Below are 22350 nucleotides of genomic sequence, written 5' to 3' on the forward strand. Positions count from 1 at the left end.
GTTTTCGGAATGTTGTAGTTTTTTAACCTGTTGTGATAAACTGCTTTCAGTATAGCTAACTTCCTGCTATTGCGTTAAAACCACTCTTTGGAAATCCTGATTTTTTTCCATATGGATGTAGAGTTTAGGTAATGTGTTAGTAAATTTTGTATAGATAAATAATATTTTTGCCTATTTTATTTGATTGTGTATCAATGTTTTTGGAATGTTGTAGTTTTTTAATCTGTTGTGGTAAACTGCTTTCAGTATGGCTAACTTCCTGCTATTGCGTTAAAATCACTCTTTGGAAATCCTGATTTTTTTTCCATATGGATGTAGAGTTTAGGTAATGTGTTAGTAAATTTTGTATAGATAAATAATATTTTTGCCTATTTTATTTGATTGTGTATCAATATTTTCGGAATGTTGTAGTTTTTTAATCTGTTGTGATAAACTGCTTTCAGTATAGCTAACTTCCCTACTGTTGAGTTAAAACCACTCTTGGGAAATCCTAATTTTATTCTATATGATTACTTTTAAGTAATATGTTGGTCAATCTTATATAGGTAAATAATATTTGTTAATATTATGAATATGTATCAGTACTTTTGAAATATTACAGTTTTTAAATATGGTTATAGTAAAAGCATGTTGTTTTCTATGATTTAATTTTGTGGAATGTTTGATAGTAATTAGAAATTAAATAGATATTTGTATTCTTTTATCTACAGTTTAAGTTTTTTGAAAATTGTCTATAAATGAAACAATATCTTGAGTTTCTGCCATTTTGCCTAATCCATATTCGTTACAAACTGCTAATCCTTCTTTGGGTTCAATGATGACTACGTTATCGTTTCTTAAACATTTGATATTGCGTTGGTTTGCTTTTGAATACCACATTACAGGATTCATAGCTGGAGCCATGATAATAGGAATGTTTGATGCGATTAGAACTGTTGTAGCTAATTCGTCAGCAATACCATGTGCTGTCTTTGCTATTATGTCCAATGTTGCAGGTGCTACTAATAAAATATCTGAATTTCTTGTTAATGATATATGATGCATACTATTATGGATATTAAAAAAATCTGCATCTGTATATGCATAATTTCCAGATAATGATGCTACTGATAATTGAGTAACAAATTTTTCTCCAGATTTGCTAATTATACCAGTGACTGTGTGGTTATTTTCTTGTAATTTTCGTATCAAATCTAAGGATTTGTACGCTGCTATACTTCCTGAAATGACTAGTAGAATTTTCATAGTATAAAATTAGATAAATACTCAACTTCTATCATATATTTCTGTATATTCAAAGTTTAATATTTATAATAACTTTAACTTATTGTTTTTGATATAGGATTCTAGTTTAATGCATGATTTAAGCATATTTTCTAGCATATATATGTTACCTGGTGTTAATAAAGTAGTAGGTAATTTATTAAAGAAATTATGTGGTGGAGATAAAATCATAGATTTGTTATTCCATATACCACAGAACTATATAGATAGAAGGACTGGATTATCTGAAGAAGCTGTAGGTAAAATTGTAACTTTTATTGGGACTGTTAAAAGTCATGGTTTTATTGGTGGTAGAAGAAAAGCTCAATATAAAATTGTTCTTGATACATGTATTGGCGAAGTGTCATTGGTTTTTTTTCATTACTCTGTAAAATATTTAAAAAGCGTTTTAAAAGTAGGATCAGAGTGTGTAATAAGTGGGACGTTGATTAGATTTTTTGAATGTCTGCAGATTACACATCCTGATTATATTATAACAGATGTTGGAAAATTTCATGATATTAGTATTATAGAACCTGTTTATCCATTAATTAAAGGGGTAACTTCTAAAAGAATTTCAAAGTTAGTAAAACTGAGTATAGGATTATTACCTGATTTTCCTGAGTGGATAGATGAAAGGTTGTTAAGGGATAATCAATGGGATAGCTGGAAAGAAAGTTTAATTAAAATACATCATCCAAAGACACTAGAAACTGTATCTTTACATAAAATGAGACTTGCATACGATGAATTGTTGAGTCATCAAATTTCTATGAAAATGGTAAGAAAGTTTGATTGCAAACAAGGTGTCTCTATTATAAGTAAACGGATATACCATGATGATATTTTAAATAAATTACCTTTTAAATTAACAGCAGGACAGGAAGAAGTAATATCTCAAATTACGGAGAGCCAGGCGTTAAACAGTAGGATGGTAAAACTATTAATAGGAGATGTAGGTAGTGGAAAAACTGTAGTAGCTTTGTTTGCTATTTTAAATGTCATAGAAAATGAAGGACAGGTAGCTTTTATGGCACCTACTGAAATATTGGCAGAACAGCATTATCGTTGGATACAGGGAATATTATCTGGTATTCCGGTAAGTGTTGAGTTGTTAACAAGTAAAGTCAGGAAGAAGCAAGATATTAAAAGAAAATTGCAACTTGGTGAATGTAAAGTGGTTGTTGGTACTCATGCTTTATTCCAAGATGGTGTTGATTTTAACAACCTTAACTTAATTATCATTGATGAACAACAAAGATTTGGAGTATTACAAAGAATGAAACTGATTAATAAGAGTAATCTTGCAGATGTACTTTTTATGACAGCTACTCCTATTCCTAGAACATTAGAACAAGTAGTATATGGTGATATAGATTGTTTAAGGTTAGAAGATAAGCCTCATAATAGATTACCTATACATACTAGCATTATAAATATTGAGAAGTTGTATGAGGTTGTTACAAAGTTACAGTTTGCTTTGCGAGATGGAAATAAAGCATATTGGATTTGTCCTTATATTGAAGATTCAGAATTAGTGGATATTGCTGCAGCTGAAAAGCGTTTTTTTTCTTTAAAAGAAGTATTTGGTCAGGAGGTTGGGTTAGTACACAGTCGTTTATCCAAAGTTGAAAGAGATGATGTTATGATGTCTTTTTATCATGGTACTATTAAATTGTTGGTTGCAACTACTGTAATAGAAGTGGGCGTAGATGTACCTGATGCTACTATAATTATTATAGAAAATGCTGAGCAATTTGGTTTATCACAGCTTCATCAGTTACGTGGTAGGGTTGGACGTAGTGATAAAGCTTCATTTTGTGTTTTATTACATGGTAGTATGGTGAGTAAAGTTGCTTATAAAAAACTGTGTATATTACGTAAATCTCAAGATGGATTTTATATAGCTGAACAAGATTTGTTATTGCGTGGTAGTGGAGATGTTTTAGGTGTAAAGCAATCTGGGTTGTCGAATTTTAAATTTGCAGATATTTATAGTGATCAAAATCTGATTTCTATTGCTACTGAGCAGGCACAGGAAATTCTTAATGCAAATACAAAGTTAAATGATAATTTGGCTCAGTTATTGTGTATGTTTGGTTATGATGTTTCTGCTATGAATTATTAGTTGTGTATTAATAAATAGTTTTGATAAGTTCTTCTTAATAAGTTTCTGTAAAGTTAGTGATGTTTCAGATATTGAGATAGTTCTTGTCATCAATTGTCAAAGTGTATGGGTAATGGATTGATATAGTTAAAAATATTTGATAGTTAGGGTTTTGATTTTAATTAGTAAGTGTAGGTATTGTAGTGTACAGTACCTTTAACAATGAGTATTATAATTATTATTATTTCTCTAAAAGGTTGGTATGATTTTCAAAAGTATGTGCCAAGTATGTTTGATTAAATTTTAAATTGTTATTTTGTAGATCGTTAAAAGAAATACATAAATCAGAAATTTTATGAGTTAAGAGATGTTTAATTATGCAAATTGATTCCTAGGGGAAACGTATAAGGCTATAACTGCTGGTATTTAATAGCTTGAAAAATGTTTAGTATTTTCTATTCTTATTAGTATGGGTTGTGTGAGTATATTTTAAGTAGTTAGTACTGCTAGCTCTAAAACATTTTAAACTCAGTACTCTAGAGTAGCGTTTTTAAAGATAAGTAGAGGTATTTATTTACTGATCTTAACAGCATAGAATGATTGCAACATTATAATCACAATAACAGCAGTAGTATGTTATTGGACAAAATTAAATTCAGGAATTTCAGATTTTATACTCTCAAGTACAACATAACTTACTGATAGCAGATTGTTAACTAGATAAAATGCCATTGCTACACAGCTTTAATAACATTAAGTAATTTCAATACTACAACTATCAGCAATACTATATAATTAAGCAAACTTTGGTTTTAATCTAATAAAATATCATTACGTTGTACTGCTATTATATGGTACTAAATCAGCTTAATTATCTCTTATATTAAAAATTTTTGATGATTTACTATATTTTCTATTGCTATTAGTATGTGTGGAAAAACATATTGGTATGTTAATATCAGAACTTTTAATATGGTTATTAATGTTGTAGAGTATTTTAAAACATTACGTTGTTAATTATTAAAATATTTAAGTAAAGAATTATTGTAGATTTTGGATAGTAATGTTATAGAATTAAGTTCTGATGAGTAAATGCAAAAAGGCTAACTTTTTAGTTGTGTATATATTTATGTTGCTCAGCAATGAGTTATATTAGTGATGTCTATGCCTTAATGGAAATTTTATTTTTTTGATATTATAAATTTGTGTTATAAAAAGATTACATTAGAGCTTGCGATTTTAGTTGTATAAAAAAATAGTTATAGACTTAGTATAGTTACTTTTTTCTAAGGCTTTTCGTAAAAAACTGTTAAATGATTCTGTGATGTAGTTACTTGTAAAATTGAGGTATTTATATGTCTATAAGGCGTATTATTATATTTGGTGGGAGTGGTTTTATAGGTAGATACTTAGTAAAGTATTTTGCTGAAAATGGATATATAATCAAAATTTTTACTAGATATCCAGAAAAGGCAAAGCAATTGAAATTATGTGGTAATTTGGGACAAATAGAAGTTATAAGCGGTGATGTTACTAATGTACAAGAGATAGAGAATAACATATTTGGTTGTCATGTTGTTGTAAATTTGCTTGGTACTTTATACAGTACAAAAAACTCTACTTTTTATGATATACATGCTAAAGCAGCGGAAAATATTGCTAAGGCTGCGAAGAGTTGTGATGTTGAGTTGATGGTACATTTTTCAGCTATGGGAATTGATGAAGTACAGCAGTCTCACTATGCGAGAAGTAAGTTAATTGGGGAAAATCTTGTAAAGTTAGCTTTTCCTAATGCCGTTATTATAAGACCTAATTTGGTTTTTGGTGCAGAAGATAGATTTTTTAATAAGTTTGCAAAATTAACAATGATTTCTCCATTCTTGCCAGTAATAGGAGGTGGGCGTGCAGTTTTTCAACCTATATATGTTGATGATCTTGCTAAATTTGTATTTTACATTGTTAATAATGCAGTTACAGATAAGTTATATAATGTTTGTGGCCCACGTACTTATTCATTTAAAGAACTACTGAATTTTATTTTGAGCATTATAAAAAGGAAAAATATACTAATAAATATTCCTTTTAGTGTAGCGGATATTTTAGCTTGTGTTTGTGAGTTAAAAATAATGTCTATTTTCTTTAAACTTATTACTGGAAATACAGATCCAATTTTGACGAGGGATCAAGTGAAATTTATTAGAGGTATGACTGAATCACGTGATATGTACTCTACAAATAGTTTGAGAAAAGCAGGAATAAAGTGTTCAACTATTGAAAATATAGTGCCTAAATATCTGGAAATTTATAAGAACTTCTAATATGTATAAATGTGTGAACTAGTTTGCATTCAAGTACTTACAAATTTTTTAATAAGTTGTAATTTACATACCCTAAATTTGATATATTATCATTCGCAGTTGAGATGTAACAATTAATTATCATTTAAAAAGTTGTTATTAAAATCACTTTCTTGATCATTGCTATAAAGTTTTTGCTGTTTTTCTCTCCTTTCTTGCTCTTCTATTGAGTACAATGTTATTGGGTTTGCTTCGAGTCTTGCAATACCAATCTTTTCGCCAGTTTCTTCACAGTAACCATATAATCCATCATCTATACGTTGAATAGCTTTGTTTATTTCCACTATCAATGCTTCGTTTCTCTTACTGTTTTTTAAAATTAGTACAATATTATGTTCTCTTGTTGCCATATCTGTTAAATCTGCATCAACTTGTGGGCGCAATAACTCTGTAGCTAGTTCTTCAGACTCCTTTTGCAATGTTTCTCTCCATTTGATCAATTTTTGTCTGAAATATTCCAATTGTTTGTGATTCATGTAATTGCTGTCATCTTCATCTTCAGGGAATGCAGTATTATAGTCTTTTTTCAACATTATGTATTCCTTATTAGTGATACAACTGAAATAATAATTTAAATATAGTTGATTAAGAATTCATGTATGATATGTGATATAATAAAGGTGTTTTTGTAAATAATAGTCTAAAAATGTGCGGTAGTACTGTGTTTTTGCATGAATTAAAGTTATTAATGAGTAGAAAGTGTAATCTTTTAAATGCGATTATACTTTTTGTACTAATCATTAGTACAGCGTTGTTTACTATGCAAAATACTGAAATAGTAAAAGCTCTACCCACTATTTTATGGGTTTGTAGTATTTCTACTATACATATATCTATGTGTAATTTGTTTGAAAATGATTATGCTAACGGGTCTTTAGAGCAAATGTTGATACAGGATCGCATACCGGAAATAGTAATTTTTTTTAAAATTTTTTCACATTGGATTTATGTAGGAATACCAGTAAGTATTATTTCAATGTTTATAGATTATGTAATTTTAGGAAGTAGTATATATGCTACTTTAGTGTTGGGATTATCTTTAAGTATTAGCTTGCTGGTCATTAGTTTTATATCTGCTGTAGGTGATACATTGGTATTAGGGAGAGGATATGGTGTGATTATAGCACAAATTTTGACATTACCCATCATGATACCAGTATTAATATATTTTAGCCTTTTGTTTGAGAGTTTAAGAAATGGTTTGTATGAAGAAAATTTAATGTTACTTGGATTACTTATAGCAAGTTTAATTCCACTCAGTATCATATTTGTATCATTTTCAATTAAGCTTGCTGTTGAACATGATTAATCATCTTTAATAGTATGTTTTAATGTAATAGTGTTAATATTATTTACTCAATATTCTATCTACATAGAATAGGAATTTAACGTTGCTTTAGTTAATAATAATTAGTTCGATCATATAATATTTTTTACATTTAGAATTAAACCTGCTAAGAAATTTATGTAGTATTGTACTTCTAATAGCTTAAATGTCGTTTATGCAAAATCTGTAATATTTCAATACAATAAGAATTTGTGTTGCTTGAGTTAATTATTGCTATCACATTTGTAACATTAGAATTAACCCTGCTGAGAAATTAATATAATAGAGTACTTCAATGTAATGCTTTTAATCTGGTTTGTTTAATAGTTTTAGAAATATTTTCGTGTTCATTATATTATTTTGATTGTACATCACTAGTTTAATTTAACTCGATATTATCTTTGTATAATTTGCTATTTAAAGTTGCTGATGCGTATGATTTATCTTCATAGTATGTTCAATATTAATATTCTTAATATTCAGTAGTTTAAAAAAATATTTGCATTGGAGAATTTATATATACTTATTTTAATATTACTTAGAGTTAACTATGTCGAGAAATTAGTGTGGTGGTGTCTCTTCAATAATCTAAAGATACTTTGAGACACAAGAATGTATGTTACTTATGTTAATTATTGTTATCATGTTAGTAACATTCAGGGAATTAAAATTGCTGAGAAATTAATCTTAACAGTACGCTGCAGTATGATAATTCTAATACTGTTTATTTAATGGTTTTAGAAGTATTGCATTGTGATACTTGGATTAATTGCCAAGTTTAGTATACTCAAATCACATTTGCATCATTTAAGTTTGCTGTTAAACATAATTAGCTGTGATAGTATGTTTAATATAAATGTCATGGCATTGATTCTATAAATTTAGGAATATTTTGTATAAAGCAAGAGGTAACATTGCTTGTGTTGATCACTTAATTATTATTATATCTATAAGTTGGTAAGTTATTGACTGTAAAAGTGTACTTTATATGGTGATTTGATACCATTTATTCTATAGTTTTAAAATGTTTGTGTGGAACAATTTATATTCCCTGAATTATTTACTGTCATTTATGTAATATTTGCACCATTTTCAATTCAGATTTCAATGTAGGTATATGCCATATATAATGGTTTTAATGTGGTTTGTTTGATGGCTTTAATATATGTGAAATCTATGAGAGGTTATCTTACTTATCATACTACTTCATTAATATTGATTCACAAGTGGGCTGGATGTGGGTATGGTTATATGTGTTTTATAAATGTGATGTTACTGTTATTGATAATTACAATTTTGTGGTATTTCATGAGAGAGGGCTTACTTTTGTACAATTTACAATTGAGTTTGCTGTGTATTTTAAGTTTATTTGATGCTGTTTAGTATGTTGAAAGTATCTGACATAAAGAACTTGATTATAACTATACTGTTAGTTTCATTTTATCAAATTGAGCTTAATATTAAGTATGATTGACTTTCATAAGATATTCCTTATTATGTTAAACATTGGGTAATTAGCTCATTTGGTTAGAGCGCTTGCTTGACGTGCAAGAGGTGACTGGTTCGAATCCAGTATTGCCCACTGATCTGAATGGAATGTGGTTATAAAATGTCCCTTATTCATAAAGACAAAACTTCTAGCCATGAAAATAAACTCATATATGCCATTCTTATTATCATTATTACAATGGTTACGGAAGTAATTGGAGGGATAATATCAAACTCTTTAGCACTACTTTCAGATGCTGGACATATGTTTACTGATTTTATTTCTTTGTTACTAAGCTGGTTAGCTTATAAGGTTGCTATGAAAAAATCAGACGCATGTCGTTCTTATGGTTATCATAGATTTCAAGTTGTTGCTGCTTTTATTAATGGTTTAACTTTGTTTGGTATAGCAATTTTGATCATTTTGGAGTCAATAAAGCGATTTGTTTCACCAGAGAAAGTTTGTTGGGAAATTATGATGTCTGTTGCAGTATTAGGATTAGTAGCAAATGTTGTGTCATTTTTTCTATTGTATAGAAAGAATGAGAACAATTTAAACCTAAAAAGTGCAGTATTACATGTTATAGGTGATTTATTGGGATCAGTTGCAGCGATTATTGCGTCTGTAGTAATTATGTTTACTTCATGGGAAATAGTAGATCCTCTTTTGTCAGTTTTTGTAAGTATTATAATACTGGGTGGGGCGTATAGGATTATTAAGAACTCTGGACATATTTTACTTGAAGGCACTCCAGATAATGTAAACCCAGATAAAATTAGAACATCTGTTTGTGAAAATATACCTGGAGTTCTAGATGTTCACCATATTCATATTTGGTCTTTAACTACAGATCATCCAATTATGACAATGCATATTAAACTTGATAAGGCAATTGTGGATAACAGTTTAAAATATAGTCAAGTTGTGGTATCTGTGAAAAAATTACTTAGCGAAAATTTTAATATTATTCATGTCACTATTGAAGCTGAATATGATAATTGTGCAGATGATAGTGTTATGATAGAAATAGCTCATAATTAATGAGTGTAGTATTGAAGTAAGGTTTTGCTTATTAACTAATATTATAGAGTAATGAGATTGCTAATAATAAAAAATAAAAATCTTGGTGTAGCTTCTTTAATTTTAATTTTTGAAATGTTGAGTTGTAGTAATAATTCTTTATAACATTCTCTATTAATATTTTATATATGATATGTAGTTATCGAATATTACTTAACATTAAGTATATATTTATTAATTGATGTTATGCTGTGTGTGGTCTCTTGTCATTTGAGTAATTGTTATTTTTTATAATAAATTTAATAATATATATTTATATGTTAACAATTAGTGACAAGGTAAACGGCTTTATTATAGTATTAAGTGATAGTGATGATTAGTAATTTTATCTGTAAATTGTTTTTTATTAGTTTGTTTTTTCTATTTAACAATGCTTTTGGGTACGACAGTACTGAAGCTTGTAATGAGTATATTAGGCCATGCTATTTTATTGTTACATTAAAGAATCAAATTGAAATTATTACTCAAGAGATCAAAGATAAAGCTGAATTGTATGCTGGCATTCAATCTATAGTTGATAGAGTGCTTGATATAAGAGAAATTTCTAAGTTTATTGCAGGATCATATTGGAATACAATGTCTACCGATGAGCAAGAAAAGTTTGTTAATGAATATGGTCAATACGTTAAACGAATGTATAGTAAACAATTATGTAAGTATTCTACCTATGATATGAGTATTTTATCTGTTAAAAATCCAAAAGAAGGTCACTATCTAATTAACACTAGATTATCAAGTGAAAATGATAATCATAATTTTATAATAGTTGAGTTTAAGCTAATAAGCGCTGGTGATGGATTTTTGTTATCTGATCTAAGGGTTAATAATGCTATTAGTTTATCTGTAACTCAGCGTTCTATGATTAAGAATATAGTGAGTAAGCAAGGTATTGATGGTATGCTCAGTTATTTTCAATCAGAAAATTCTGCTGCTAAATACTAAATTTTCTGCCAATAATGCATAAGTTAAATTGAAAGTTACATCAATATCTATCATTTTCTTATCATGATCAGTTTTGTTGTAACATTTATGAAGATAGAGTAGCTGCTGTCAGCATGGTATTTTGCTTTAATTTAACAATTATGCTGACTTGAGAGATATATTGATATTCTTGCGCTACCAACAGCAAACTTCACTATCTTTAAATTTAAATAAAGTTCTCTTCTACTGCAGCAATTTTAACTGTTATTCAGTAAATGATCCCATGGGAATATATAATGGAATTAAGGAGAATTACTGAGTTGGTAGTTAATTACCATTAGCTACTAATAGTAAACTTATGTGATACAGAGAAAATTACTAGAAGCTGTAAGCACTACATGTAATGCTAACCTACTAAACTTTACTATTGCACAAAATTATAAAGCTTTTGCTTGTTGTTGTAAGTCAAAAGTTTTTAACTTTAAAGCCATACGACTAATTTTTCTTGCTGCAGTATTTCTATGTATAATTTTCTTATTGACACACTTATGCAAATTTGACTCAGCTTTTTTGAAAGTTTCAACCATGAGCTCCTTATTCCCTGCAGCTAAAGCTAATAAAAACTTCTTTACATAGTTATGCGCTCTACTTTTTCGCATACGATTTACCATAGTGCGTTTTTTTATTACTTTAATCATTTTTTTAGCACTTGGGTGATTTGCCATACTTAAATAACCTATCTTATACTTAATCATTATAACTCTATAAGTAAATTTTAATCAATGCAAGAGCTTTTATATTTTTGTAATATTTAGAACGAATATGTAAAAGACAATCATTATACTTTAGAATATAAAGCATTTCTTTTGAATAGCAGATAGTTTTTCATAGAGAGTTTTGCTGTAAAGCTTCTTTAATTAATGAATTGCTTGCTGTTGAAATTCTTGTTTCAAGTTCATTTGTAAATTCTTGTTTACTTAATCCTGGATAGATCGGTGGTAGAATTTGTATAATAGCTTTGCCTGGTCTTTTTTTAAATGATAAAATACTAGCTGGCCAGAATAAGCCAGTATTAACTGCTACTGGTACAATGGGGATTGATAATTGATTGTATATGGCTGTTATACCTGGTTTTATACTAATTTTTTCTCCTGGTATTGTTCTTGACCCTTGCGGAAAAACTATAACCGTCCTTCCTTCTTTTACACGTGATTTTGTTGCACTTAGCATATGTTTTAAAGCTTGGATTTTTTGTTGACGATTGATGAATATCATTTTTATTAGCATAAAATATAGGCCAAAGAACGGCAAATATCTGAGTTCTTTTTTAAGAACATATACTGGATCCTTAAGTGTAGTAAATAATATTAATGTTTCTAAAGGAGATTGATGTTCTGATGCAATAATGTACGAGGAGTCATCTGGTAAATTTTCATAGCCTCGTATTTCATAGTCTACTTTGTCTATAGTTTTGCACAAGAATAATATTACCTTTATACCATAAACTGAACACTTTATTTTTAATGACATTGGGAATATTAGATATAATGGAAGAATCGTTATGGCATGCAGTATTGTAAAAAGCACTGATAATATATAGAATAACATTACGAGTTCAACATTAGTTTTATGCAGTATGATATAATCTGTAGTACTAGACAACAAATAGTTTTTGATATTGTGGCAGTAAATGTCAGTGTTGCTTACCCATAATTTATATCTATATTGCAAGGTTACCACTTAATAAAGTTAAAGTAATCAAACATTTGAACGTTATATTGGTATTGGCTATATTTACCAAAGCTATGGAATATATACTGTATATTTTGTTATTTTAATGAGATTGAGAATATTAAAAATGAATCTTGAGTAGTAGTTTCAATTTGGTTTTTTAATGTAACAATAAAATAGCATGACACATATTTGTGTGTGGATTTGATATGAAAGACTCCATAAAGAATCAGAAGTACTGTTTTGCGTGCTTTCTGTATTGACTTCTCAACATGCTCATTATGAGTTTCAGTACTATGGCACACAAAAGCATTGTTGAGTGGGAAAAGCAAACTAGTAACAGACAATTGACAGATGAACTATTAACGTCACTTAAAATACTGATATAATAAAACTTTTGCTTTGTCATCAATAACAATACATTGAACAAATATATGTTGATATTGTTTTCAGTTTTCAAACTGTACTGACGTTATTTTTTAGCTTTGCAGCCAATGTGGTGTTTCTATTTCTTATGTATTTCTAGTACATACTTAGTAAGTATTACAAAGGTATTTATATCATCTTCTATGTTTGATCATGTACTGGTACGGAAATTTTGCCAAAGAGTGTTTGTAATATGAGTATTTCTATGGAAAAATCAGGTAAAGCTTACAAATTTTGCAATACATTTACCCAGTGTTAAGTAAACAATAATCTGCTATGATTTACAGTATATTGTTATGTGTGTTTGTCAGTCACTTAATTGGTTTCCATGATGAGTAGTGTTTATTAGTAGTATTTAAATTTGTATTGTAGGGAGTGTGTTATTAATGTGTAGTAGAATATCAAATAATAAAAGAAGTGACCTGCAGTATTTTAACTAAAATCTGAAAACTACATTGTGAATCTTGATATGTTAATGTTTGTTTCATATAATGTTATAAGGTGTATTTTGAGAGCAAACAATTGTAAGGGAATAAATGTCAGTTTTACCAATCGTTACTGTTCCTGATAAAAGATTATCACTGTGCTCTGAAGAAGTAAGAGAAGTAGATCAGTCAGTAAAGAAGTTAGTTGATGACATGTTCGAAGCAATGCATGTTAATAAGGGCGTGGGATTGGCTGCTGTTCAAGTTGGTATTCATAAACGTGTTCTTGTTGTTGATGTGCCAGAAGAGTTTAGAGAGACTGATGATATTACAAGTCAAATAGAGGGTTATGAGTTATGTGGTGGTCCTTACTGCATAATCAATCCTAAAATTGTTGATGCTTCACAAGAAAAAGTTACGTTGAGGGAAGGATGTTTGTCTGTTCCTGATTATTTTGATTATGTGGTACGCCCTCAGTATGTTACGGTTCAATACTTGGACTATAATGGCAATGAATGTATAATAAAAGCACAAGGATGGCTTGCTAGATGTTTAGAACATGAAATTGACCATTTGAATGGAATTGTATTCTTAAAATATCTATCTAAGTTTAAACGTGATTTTGCAATAGGAAAAGTCAAAAAAATGAGAAAATCTAACATTTCATGATTATGTGGTGTTTGTTGTGGATGATTTAGACTTATTAGAAGTGTTAAAGTTTTATCATGAAAATGGTGTTGATTGTACATTAGAAGATATACAATATCATGTTTTAAAAAATAAAAACCTATCCTTGCAGGATACTGATAGTATAAAGTCTAACCTAGAAGGGAAAAAGATAAGTATGAAAGAAAATACTGAAACCTACTATTTGTTAAAAGCTCAAAGTCTTGCTGAAAAATGTAATAATATAGAGCAATTAAAAAGTGCGATAGAATCCTTTGATGGGTGTGATATAAAAAACTTAGCAACCAATACTGTGTTTGCTGATGGTAATCCAAAAGCAGAGATGATGTTAATAGGAGAAGCGCCAGGTGCAAATGAGGATTTAAAAGGTATTCCATTCTGTGGTGCTAGTGGGATGTTGCTTGATAAAATGTTAAAAGCAATAGGGTTTGATAGAACTACTGTATATATTAGTAATGCTGTGTTTTGGCGTCCTCCTGGTAATAGAAGGCCAACAGACTTTGAAATAGCAGTATGTAAGCCTTTTGTAGAAAAACATATTGCATTGATTATACCTAAAATGTTAGTACTGGTTGGAAGCACTGCATGTTATGCTATGCTTGATTCTAAAAATCCAATATCTAAGCTTAGAGGCAGGTTTCATTTATATAATAACCAATTTTTACAGAACAGTATTACTACAAGTATTATATTTCACCCATCGTATTTACTACGTCAACCAATGCAAAAACGTATTGCATGGGAGGATTTAAAGCAAATAAAGCGTTATTTTGATGGTTTATGATGTAATTTGTACATGTAACATATTTATATTTAAGATATTGTTTATCTTAGGTTTACCTATTATTTGATTTTAAATGTATAGTACAAATCACAACACGATAAACTCCATTCCATCATGAAAGATATGAGATCAAGACAATGTAGGCTTGTTGAGAGTTTTGCTTTTTGTCTTTATTTAAAACTCATCGTTATGTTAATAAGTAGCTAGTATTGAAATAAGTTGGTATTTTCTTGATTGTATATTGAAACTGGTGGTTTAAAATTATTTCATTTGTGGTTAGAAATTGCAGATGCTAGCATCTTAAGTTTGTCTGTTGTGATAAATTTCATTATTAAACAATACCGATCCATCTTAGCCTTTTATTTTTTTACTTTCATTTAAAATAATAGTTATCTTGATATATCAACTGATATTGAAATATCTTACAGTGAACAGTAAGTAATATATTTTATTACTGTCAAATGTTGCTTTATAAAATGTATAACGCACTATGCTTATTATTTTAAAATGCATTTTGACGGTGCATAAATTGTTATGTCAAAAGTATTGCTGTATTGTTTATTATATGAAAAAATTTAAAATATTCTCTATATTTTGCAAAATTTTGTTGTGTAAGATCAATATCTGTTAACCATACTTGGCATTTTATGTTTATTATAGTTTCTATCAGTTTTTCTTGATGAAATGCATCCAAGTGAGACATTACGTCATCTAGTAATAATATAGGATATTCCCCAATATTTTGTTTAGCTATTACAGAAGATAAAATGAGTGACAATAATAAAATTTTTTGTTCTCCAGTTGAACAGTTGTTGGCTATGAGGGTTTTTTCTAAGTGAAATATTTGAAAATTATCATTATGAACTCCAAAACTCACTAAATTACTTAATGAATCTTTAGCCCTATTTTTTTTTAAGTGCTCTTTATATAGTTCAATTGAATCTTCTTGATCTAATAAGTCAAATACTTGACTTTGAATTTTTATGACAGCTTTAAAAAAAGCATTGGAGTGACTGTTTTGAGATAAACTGCTTTGTAGTATTTGCATAACATTAAATCTTGTACGTGCAATGTTAATACCATTTTCCGCAATAATGCTCTCTAAACTTGATAACCAAAAATTATCTGTAGAGTTATTATGTAATAATCTACTTCTCTCTTGTTTTGCTTTATTGTATTTTATAATGTATGAGGCATATTTTGTATCAAAAATATGTGTTATCCTGTCAAAAAATCTTAATCTTTCACTTTGTGACTTTAAAAATATATGATCCAATTGTGGTATCAACCATGTAATGCTTATAATCTTGTGTAGTGTAATATAATTTTGGCTTTTGTTACTAATGATAATATTACGTTGCTTATTATTCCGTGAAATTACAATTGGATAAATACCATTTTGTGTGTGGATTTGATATGAAAGACTCCATGGAGAATCAGAAGTACTATTTTGCATGCTTTCTGTATTGACTCCTCTAATACCTGTACCTTTTGATAATAAAGAAATAGCTTCTAGTATATTTGTTTTTCCAGCCCCATTTTTGCCCAATAGTACAACTGATTTACTAGAAGTATCCAGTTCAAGGTTTGAGTAATTGCGAAAGTTTACTAATCGCAAATTGTTTATATAGGATTTTTCTATAGGTGGCATCTAATAATCTTCCTTTTTGTTTAGAGTAAAAATTGTATACTTATATTAATTTTTTCTGCAAGAACTACTCATTTATTATATGCTGTACCATAGAAAGTTTTGTATTAATCTTAAGTATTTGAGTGATACAGTTCTTGTATTACATATATTAAGTGTCAATTATATATTTAGAAAATTTTTTAAAACATATAGATTAGTTGATGCATATATTCTGTATAGGTATAAATTTCATGTGTGAAACCTTGTAAAGCAATAAAATTTACTACTGTATAGCTTATTTTGAAGTATTTCATTGTATTTAACTTATAATTTTTGTAATTTGAAAATTAGCTGTGTTTGCAGTTGATTTTACTATTTCAATCCTATAACATGTTTAAAGATATTAGCTACTAGCTTAGTTATAAAGCACCTTATACCAAACATAATTGCTTTATCCATGTGTAGCTATTGTATGTTTTGTTGTTGAATACATTATAGTGGGTTGATCTTTTCAAGTATTGTTTTACTTGTACTATATAAACAATGTAAGAACCATATATAGGTTTATCTTTTCTGTGAATCTAGTGTTTACTTAAAGTTAGAAACTTAGTTTTCAAAACATATCAGAACACAAGAATTTGCAGGCATACTTAGGTTTTACTATGAGGGTCCTATAAAGTAATTATTTCTAGAATATGCGACCTGTTTCCTACTAATACGTAAAGTTTCATTATTACAAATGTCATGTCTTACACACGATATCAGTCCCTCTTTTTGCAGTGGTGCCATTTATAGGATAACTAGAAATTATCTGCAAAATTATTGTGTAATAATCTACTCTCTATTTACAAGTAGACGATGTAATAACTACATAATGGTTTGATTTTTTCTGGAAATCTAATATCTAGAGAATAGAGACCTTAGTTTTCATTTTCAAAAACATATCGTAGCACAAGAGTTGACAGGATATATTAAGTGTGATTTAAACTATAATAGATTTAAACACCATAACATAATCGCTTTTTGAATATGTAATCTGTTTTCTGCTTCATCAAATATATATGAGTTTAGTCCATCTATTATCTCAGATGTTACTTCTTCTCCTCTATGTGCAGGTAAACAATGTAAGAACATATAGTTAGGTTTAGCTTTTTCTAGAAGTTTAGCATTTACTTGATAATTGAAGAATTCAGTTTTTATTTTGTTTTCAAAACCCATTGAAACCCATGAATCTGTAGTTATTATATCTGCATCTGGAATGATATCATAGGGGTTTTTGTTGTATACAACATTTGCTCCTTTTTCATTTACAAGTTTAAGCAATAGGTCAAGGTTTTCTGAATATTCTAAAGTTGAAATATTCAGTTTGAAATTTAATACTGTTGCAGCATGTATCCAAGATACTAACATATTATTAAAATCTCCAATCCAACTTACTGTTGCATTCTCTATAGGACCCATTTTTTCTTCGTAAGTCATAATGTCAGCTAAAACTTGACATGGGTGACTATGCTGTGTAAGACTATTGATCACTGGTACTGTACTATACTTATTTAATTCAAGTAGAGAATCATGCTCTAATATTCTTATGACTATTAAGTCAACGTATCTTGATAAAACTTTAGCTGTATCGTGAATACATTCCCCTCTTATTAATTGAGTATCTTTTCCATTGAGAGTAATAGCATTTCCGCCTAATTGATTAACACCTACTTCAAATGATATCCTTGTCCGTGTTGATGGTTGAAGGAATATTAAGGCTATATTTTTGTTGCTTAAATGTTTACTATACTGGTTAGGGTTTTTTTTGATTATAGCACCGTAATTCAAAATTGTGTTTAGCTCTTCTTTTGTATGTAAATTAAGATCTATGAAAGAATGAATATTTTGTTTATTCATAATATTTTATAACCTAACTCTAGAATTTAACTTTTACTATTGACGTAAAAAATAGTATAACCACTAAAATTATTAATAAAGATAATAGAATATAATTTTTACTTTTTTTGTCTTTTGAGATGCTCACTAAAAAATGCCTTTGTTGTGTAAACTAGATATAAAAGAATGGGCATTTCAACATAAAACACGTATGATGTCAATAGTTTTTACTTGTGTATACTTGATACCTTATATTTATTGTTTAAGCAACTTAATTAATGTTGTTTCCTATACAAAGTTACACAATATACACAAGAGTTGGTTATAAACTTTAAATAGAAACAAAATTTGAATTATTGTGTAGATGAAAAATATCCTTTGAGTGAATACCATAGGTCCTTTAAGAAACTGCTTTCCTTTGAAGAACCAGGAGTTATATATCTGATTTCTGATTCATCAGATTCTACTTTCTTGAGATTAATTGAATTCATGTTATTGAGTGTACTGTCAGTACTACTAGTGCTACTGTTGCTACTGCTACTGTTGTTAGTGCTGATACTGCTGATACTACTGCTATCACTGATATTACTGCTATTACTTGGTGGGGTACTTGTAGTAGCTTGTATTTTATCTTCGAAGCTAGTTTTGCTCCGTATGCTCTTAGTAGTAGCTGTTGTAGAAGTATTTTTCTTATTTTTAGTTTTTGATGTAGATTTTGTAGTTGGTGTTTTGCGTTTTGATAATGTAGTTGTCATATTAGTATACCAGTAATTATACCTAATTTAAATGTTAATGTTATTTTATTAAATAATAGATAATTTATGTGTCAAAAAACACTTACTAGTTAAGTTTGTGCTTTTGTGTGTTTAATCATGCTTGTTCAGTATGTTACTTTATATTGAGCATATGAGAGATTTTATTTATATATAGTAGGTTGTGATCGTTTATGAATTCTTTTGTACCTCAAATTTATAAAAATTACTGAAAATTTTTAAATGTTCTTAATTGTGAAATTATATGTACTAATAGAGTTACAAAGTATAAAATTTGTAAATTTTATATAACATATTTTATAATGCGTATTTTTACAGTTATAGATGCTTATGGATTGCTCTTTAGAGCGTACTATGCATTACCAAATCTGAGTACATCCTATGGATTACCTATTGGTGGAGTTTATGGTTTTATCAACATCTTTTTGAAATATATAGAAAAGCATTCAACTGATTATTTAGTTGTTGTATTTGATACTGGTAGCAAAAATTTTCGTCATGATATATATCCTGAATATAAAAGTAATCGTCCTAAACTTCCTAACGATTTAATATCACAATTTTCATTGTTAAGAGAGGCTGTTAGTGCGTTTAATATTGCTTCTGAAGAAGTTATAGGGTATGAGGCTGATGATGTAATAGCAACTCTTACTAAAAAATACAGTCAGTTACAAGATGTGGAAGTAACAGTTGTAACATCAGATAAGGATTTGCTACAGCTTTTAAATTATGGTATTCGTATATTTGATCCAATAAAAAATAGATACATTGAAGAAGAAGATGTACATAATAAATTTGGTATTTCATCGAATCAATTGTTGGATTTTTTATCTTTAACTGGTGATGCATCAGATAATATACCTGGAGTACCAGGTATTGGTGTGAAAACTGCAGCAAAGTTGCTTAATGATTTTGGATCATTAAATGATCTGTTACTACGTGCGCAAGAAATTAAAACAAATAGGTGTCGAGAATCAATAGTGCAATATAGTGATCAAGCAATATTGTCTCGTCAACTAGTAACTTTATGTGATACTGTAGATATATGTGGGGGTATAGAAAAGTATATTTTTCAAAATTCTGAGATACATGAGCTGACTGCATTTTTAAAGAAATATGAATTACAATCGTTAATTAACAAAGTTAATAAAATTTTTAAGCAAAATGTTCCTTCTACTAATCGGAATCTTAATAATAGTAGTGACATTGTGACAAGTGATAAAGCAATACAGTATTCTGCTGAAGGACTTAGTGTATTTATTGAAAACTGTAAAAGTGAAGGGATAATAGCCTTGCATATAGAAATAGTCGATAATTCGATTGGTAGTATTTCTTTGTCTTATAGGAAAGAGGTGTTTTTTTACATTGATAAAGATCATGTAGATGATGCATTAGAGTTTATTAAGCCAATATTTAGCCTGGGTTACATATTAAAAGTAATATATGATGTAAAAACATTGTTAAAAATCATTCCTAATTTAGATATTGTAGCTTTTAATGACATTATGGTAATGTCATATGTTTTAAATCCTGGTGTGCATGATCATTCATTACAAAATATAATCAGTTATAATGTTGAGCAAAGCATTACTAATATGAATGCGGCAAATTTATTATTGTTGCATGAATTATTGAGAAAAAGTTTGTTTGTAGATAGGCTGTACACTGTTTACGAAAGAGTTGAAAAACCATTGATTCGTGTGTTAGATAATATGGAAAAAATAGGTGTATTAGTTAATGTTGATGTTTTGAAAACATTATCAGCTACTTTTTCAGAAAAAATCAATATGTTGGAAAGTGAAATATATAAGCTTTCAGGTGCAGAATTTAATATAGCATCCTCAAAACAGTTAGGGAATATCTTGTTTGATAAGATGGGTATCAAAAAAGGGAAGAAATTAAGTTCAGGTAATTATAGTACAGATGCTGAAGTGCTAAGTGATCTTGCGTTTAATGATGTTGAAATAGCAGACAAAATATTAAAATGGCGTCACTTGACAAAGTTAAAAACTACTTATACTGATGTTTTAGAGAAGCAGAAGAATAGTAATAGTGGGAGAGTACATACTTTTTATTCTATGGTATCTACTGCTACTGGTCGTTTGAGTTCAAGTAATCCGAATTTACAGAATATTCCAGTTAGAAGTGAAGAAGGTAATTCTATAAGGAGAGCATTTATTGCGAAAAAAGGATATAAGTTGATTTCTGCTGATTATTCACAAATAGAATTGCGTATAATGGCGCATATAGCTGACGTACAAGCATTTAAAAATGCATTTTTTTTAAATCAAGATATACATTCAATAACGGCAAAGCAGATATTTAATACTGAAAAATTGGATAAAAATTTAAGAAGAAGGGCAAAGTCAATAAACTTTGGTATAATTTATGGAATGAGTGCATTTGGATTGGCTAAACAACTTAGTATTTCTAGATCAGAAGCAAGTACATATATCAACAACTATTTTAGATCATATCCAGAAATTCAGTCTTATATGGAAAATATTAAGGCTTATGCAAAAACTCATGGTTATACTCGTACCATTTTTGGTAGAAAATGTTTTGTAAAAGATATTAATAGCGATAATGTTACAGCTAGGAATTTTTCTGAGAGAGCAGCCATCAATGCTCCATTACAAGGAACATCAGCTGATATCATAAAAATGTCTATGATTCATTTGTTTGATAAATTGAAAAATGGTTCACTTATACTTCAAGTACATGATGAGCTACTATTTGAGATTTTAGAAGAACAAGTAGATGATGCAGTAAAAATAATAAGGGAAGTGATGGAGAATATAGTTAAATTGTCAGTACCATTAAAAGTTGATTTTAATATAGGAGATAATTGGGCTGATTTGGTACCATATAATAGCAGTACAACGTAATGATATTTTTATTAGATTTAAAAATACCAAAGTTTGTTTAATTATGTAATATTAAAATTACTTAATGTTATTAAAGCTGTGTAGTAATGGTATTCTATAACTAGTTAACAATCTGCTATCAGTAAGTTATGTACTTAAGAGTATTAAACGGAAATTCCTGAATTTAATTTTGCCTGACAACATATTACTGCTGTTATTGTAATGGTAATATTGAAATCATTTTGTGTGTTAAAATGTGGGAAATAAACATCATTATCTGTAATTAATAATTGTAATTAGTTAGTTACATGTTTAAAAATATTGTAAGTTTAAAGTATTTGTACTTTGATCTCACTAAACATGAATTTATTTAACATTATAAAAATGTTGTTTTAATGGTAACATCAAGGCTGTCTAATGTTATCAAAATCAGTAAAATATTTTTGTTATTAAGTTTATGTAGCAATCAACTATTAAAGTTAATAATGTGTTTGTAATTTAAATATGACTGTAATAGTTTTATGTTATGCAGTGAATTATGCATATTAAAACTTTCTGAGTGGTATGTAGTATATAACATCTATGAAAAATCTTATTTTTTATCT

Annotated in this window: 15 protein-coding genes and 1 tRNA gene; 9 read left to right on the top strand and 7 right to left on the bottom strand. The window is 28.5% G+C overall.

Annotated features, from left to right (window positions below; genetic code table 11):
- Positions 1–711: 711 nt before the first annotated feature.
- Positions 712–1245: a phosphopantothenoylcysteine decarboxylase gene (locus ECAJ_RS00180; RefSeq protein ID WP_011304162.1), complete on the bottom strand. Its 534-nt coding sequence runs from the start codon at positions 1243–1245 to the stop codon at positions 712–714.
- Between the two features lie 109 nt (positions 1246–1354).
- Between ECAJ_RS00180 and ECAJ_RS00185 the strand changes: the two genes are divergently transcribed.
- Positions 1355–3391: an ATP-dependent DNA helicase RecG gene (locus tag ECAJ_RS00185; protein ID WP_011304163.1), complete on the top strand. Its 2037-nt coding sequence runs from the start codon at positions 1355–1357 to the stop codon at positions 3389–3391.
- Between the two features lie 1334 nt (positions 3392–4725).
- Positions 4726–5688: a complex I NDUFA9 subunit family protein gene (locus ECAJ_RS00190; protein WP_011304164.1), complete on the top strand. Its 963-nt coding sequence runs from the start codon at positions 4726–4728 to the stop codon at positions 5686–5688.
- Positions 5689–5801: 113 nt separating this feature from the next.
- Here ECAJ_RS00190 and ECAJ_RS00195 read toward each other — a convergent pair whose 3' ends face one another.
- Entirely contained in the window at positions 5802–6260 is a 459-nt protein-coding gene (locus tag ECAJ_RS00195; RefSeq protein WP_011304165.1) for a TraR/DksA family transcriptional regulator, read from the bottom strand.
- A gap of 113 nt (positions 6261–6373) precedes the next feature.
- On the opposite strand from ECAJ_RS00195, the gene ECAJ_RS00200 reads away from it, so the two are divergent.
- The 4 genes from ECAJ_RS00200 (at position 6374) to ECAJ_RS00220 (ending at position 10565) form a co-directional block, all read left to right on the top strand.
- Positions 6374–7036 (top strand): heme exporter protein CcmB, encoded by a 663-nt coding sequence (locus ECAJ_RS00200; protein ID WP_011304166.1) that lies wholly within the window; start codon positions 6374–6376, stop codon positions 7034–7036.
- A 1526-nt stretch (positions 7037–8562) separates the two neighbouring features.
- Positions 8563–8636 (top strand) — tRNA-Val (locus tag ECAJ_RS00210).
- 27 nt (positions 8637–8663) lie between these two features.
- Positions 8664–9584: a cation diffusion facilitator family transporter gene (locus ECAJ_RS00215; RefSeq protein WP_044262096.1), complete on the top strand. Its 921-nt coding sequence runs from the start codon at positions 8664–8666 to the stop codon at positions 9582–9584.
- Positions 9585–9935: 351 nt separating this feature from the next.
- Entirely contained in the window at positions 9936–10565 is a 630-nt protein-coding gene (locus ECAJ_RS00220; RefSeq protein WP_011304169.1) for an MlaC/ttg2D family ABC transporter substrate-binding protein, read from the top strand.
- A 416-nt stretch (positions 10566–10981) separates the two neighbouring features.
- Here ECAJ_RS00220 and rpsT read toward each other — a convergent pair whose 3' ends face one another.
- A complete protein-coding gene (gene rpsT / locus ECAJ_RS00225; RefSeq protein WP_011304170.1) occupies positions 10982–11269 on the bottom strand; it encodes a 30S ribosomal protein S20 in 288 nt (95 codons plus the stop codon).
- A gap of 160 nt (positions 11270–11429) precedes the next feature.
- Positions 11430–12152 carry a lysophospholipid acyltransferase family protein gene (locus ECAJ_RS00230; protein WP_011304171.1) on the bottom strand — a complete coding sequence of 241 codons (723 nt, stop codon included), beginning with the start codon at positions 12150–12152 and terminating at the stop codon, positions 11430–11432.
- Between the two features lie 1085 nt (positions 12153–13237).
- Here ECAJ_RS00230 and def point away from each other — a divergent pair.
- The gene (def, locus tag ECAJ_RS00235; RefSeq protein WP_011304172.1) at positions 13238–13795 is read left to right on the top strand and encodes a peptide deformylase; all 558 of its coding nucleotides are present in this window, start codon (positions 13238–13240) and stop codon (positions 13793–13795) included.
- A 16-nt stretch (positions 13796–13811) separates the two neighbouring features.
- Complete coding sequence (locus ECAJ_RS00240; RefSeq protein WP_011304173.1) at positions 13812–14597, top strand: uracil-DNA glycosylase; 786 nt, start codon at positions 13812–13814, stop codon at positions 14595–14597.
- Between the two features lie 532 nt (positions 14598–15129).
- On the opposite strand, the gene recF is transcribed toward ECAJ_RS00240, so the two are convergent.
- From recF to ECAJ_RS00255, 3 genes are all read right to left on the bottom strand, one after another.
- Positions 15130–16248: a DNA replication/repair protein RecF gene (recF, locus tag ECAJ_RS00245; protein WP_011304174.1), complete on the bottom strand. Its 1119-nt coding sequence runs from the start codon at positions 16246–16248 to the stop codon at positions 15130–15132.
- Positions 16249–17214: 966 nt separating this feature from the next.
- Positions 17215–18126: an ornithine carbamoyltransferase gene (gene argF / locus ECAJ_RS00250; protein ID WP_011304175.1), complete on the bottom strand. Its 912-nt coding sequence runs from the start codon at positions 18124–18126 to the stop codon at positions 17215–17217.
- A gap of 332 nt (positions 18127–18458) precedes the next feature.
- A complete protein-coding gene (locus tag ECAJ_RS00255) occupies positions 18459–18860 on the bottom strand; it encodes a hypothetical protein (protein ID WP_011304176.1) in 402 nt (133 codons plus the stop codon).
- A 320-nt stretch (positions 18861–19180) separates the two neighbouring features.
- Here ECAJ_RS00255 and polA point away from each other — a divergent pair, with 320 nt between their 5' ends.
- Complete coding sequence (gene polA / locus ECAJ_RS00260) at positions 19181–21766, top strand: DNA polymerase I (RefSeq protein WP_011304177.1); 2586 nt, start codon at positions 19181–19183, stop codon at positions 21764–21766.
- Positions 21767–22350 lie beyond the last annotated feature (584 nt).

Origin of the sequence: Ehrlichia canis str. Jake (assembly GCF_000012565.1) — a bacterium.
In the GTDB taxonomy this organism is placed as follows: domain Bacteria; phylum Pseudomonadota; class Alphaproteobacteria; order Rickettsiales; family Anaplasmataceae; genus Ehrlichia; species Ehrlichia canis.

Coding starts and splice junctions, on each gene's coding strand:
- ECAJ_RS00180 (WP_011304162.1), bottom strand. CDS start 1,245: ATGAAAATTCTACTAGTCATTTCAGGAAGTATAGCAGCGTACAAATCC.
- ECAJ_RS00185 (WP_011304163.1), top strand. CDS start 1,355: ATGCATGATTTAAGCATATTTTCTAGCATATATATGTTACCTGGTGTT.
- ECAJ_RS00190 (WP_011304164.1), top strand. CDS start 4,726: ATGTCTATAAGGCGTATTATTATATTTGGTGGGAGTGGTTTTATAGGT.
- ECAJ_RS00195 (WP_011304165.1), bottom strand. CDS start 6,260: ATGTTGAAAAAAGACTATAATACTGCATTCCCTGAAGATGAAGATGAC.
- ECAJ_RS00200 (WP_011304166.1), top strand. CDS start 6,374: ATGTGCGGTAGTACTGTGTTTTTGCATGAATTAAAGTTATTAATGAGT.
- ECAJ_RS00215 (WP_044262096.1), top strand. CDS start 8,664: ATGTCCCTTATTCATAAAGACAAAACTTCTAGCCATGAAAATAAACTC.
- ECAJ_RS00220 (WP_011304169.1), top strand. CDS start 9,936: ATGATTAGTAATTTTATCTGTAAATTGTTTTTTATTAGTTTGTTTTTT.
- rpsT (WP_011304170.1), bottom strand. CDS start 11,269: ATGGCAAATCACCCAAGTGCTAAAAAAATGATTAAAGTAATAAAAAAA.
- ECAJ_RS00230 (WP_011304171.1), bottom strand. CDS start 12,152: ATGTTATTCTATATATTATCAGTGCTTTTTACAATACTGCATGCCATA.
- def (WP_011304172.1), top strand. CDS start 13,238: ATGTCAGTTTTACCAATCGTTACTGTTCCTGATAAAAGATTATCACTG.
- recF (WP_011304174.1), bottom strand. CDS start 16,248: ATGCCACCTATAGAAAAATCCTATATAAACAATTTGCGATTAGTAAAC.
- argF (WP_011304175.1), bottom strand. CDS start 18,126: ATGAATAAACAAAATATTCATTCTTTCATAGATCTTAATTTACATACA.
- ECAJ_RS00255 (WP_011304176.1), bottom strand. CDS start 18,860: ATGACAACTACATTATCAAAACGCAAAACACCAACTACAAAATCTACA.
- polA (WP_011304177.1), top strand. CDS start 19,181: ATGCGTATTTTTACAGTTATAGATGCTTATGGATTGCTCTTTAGAGCG.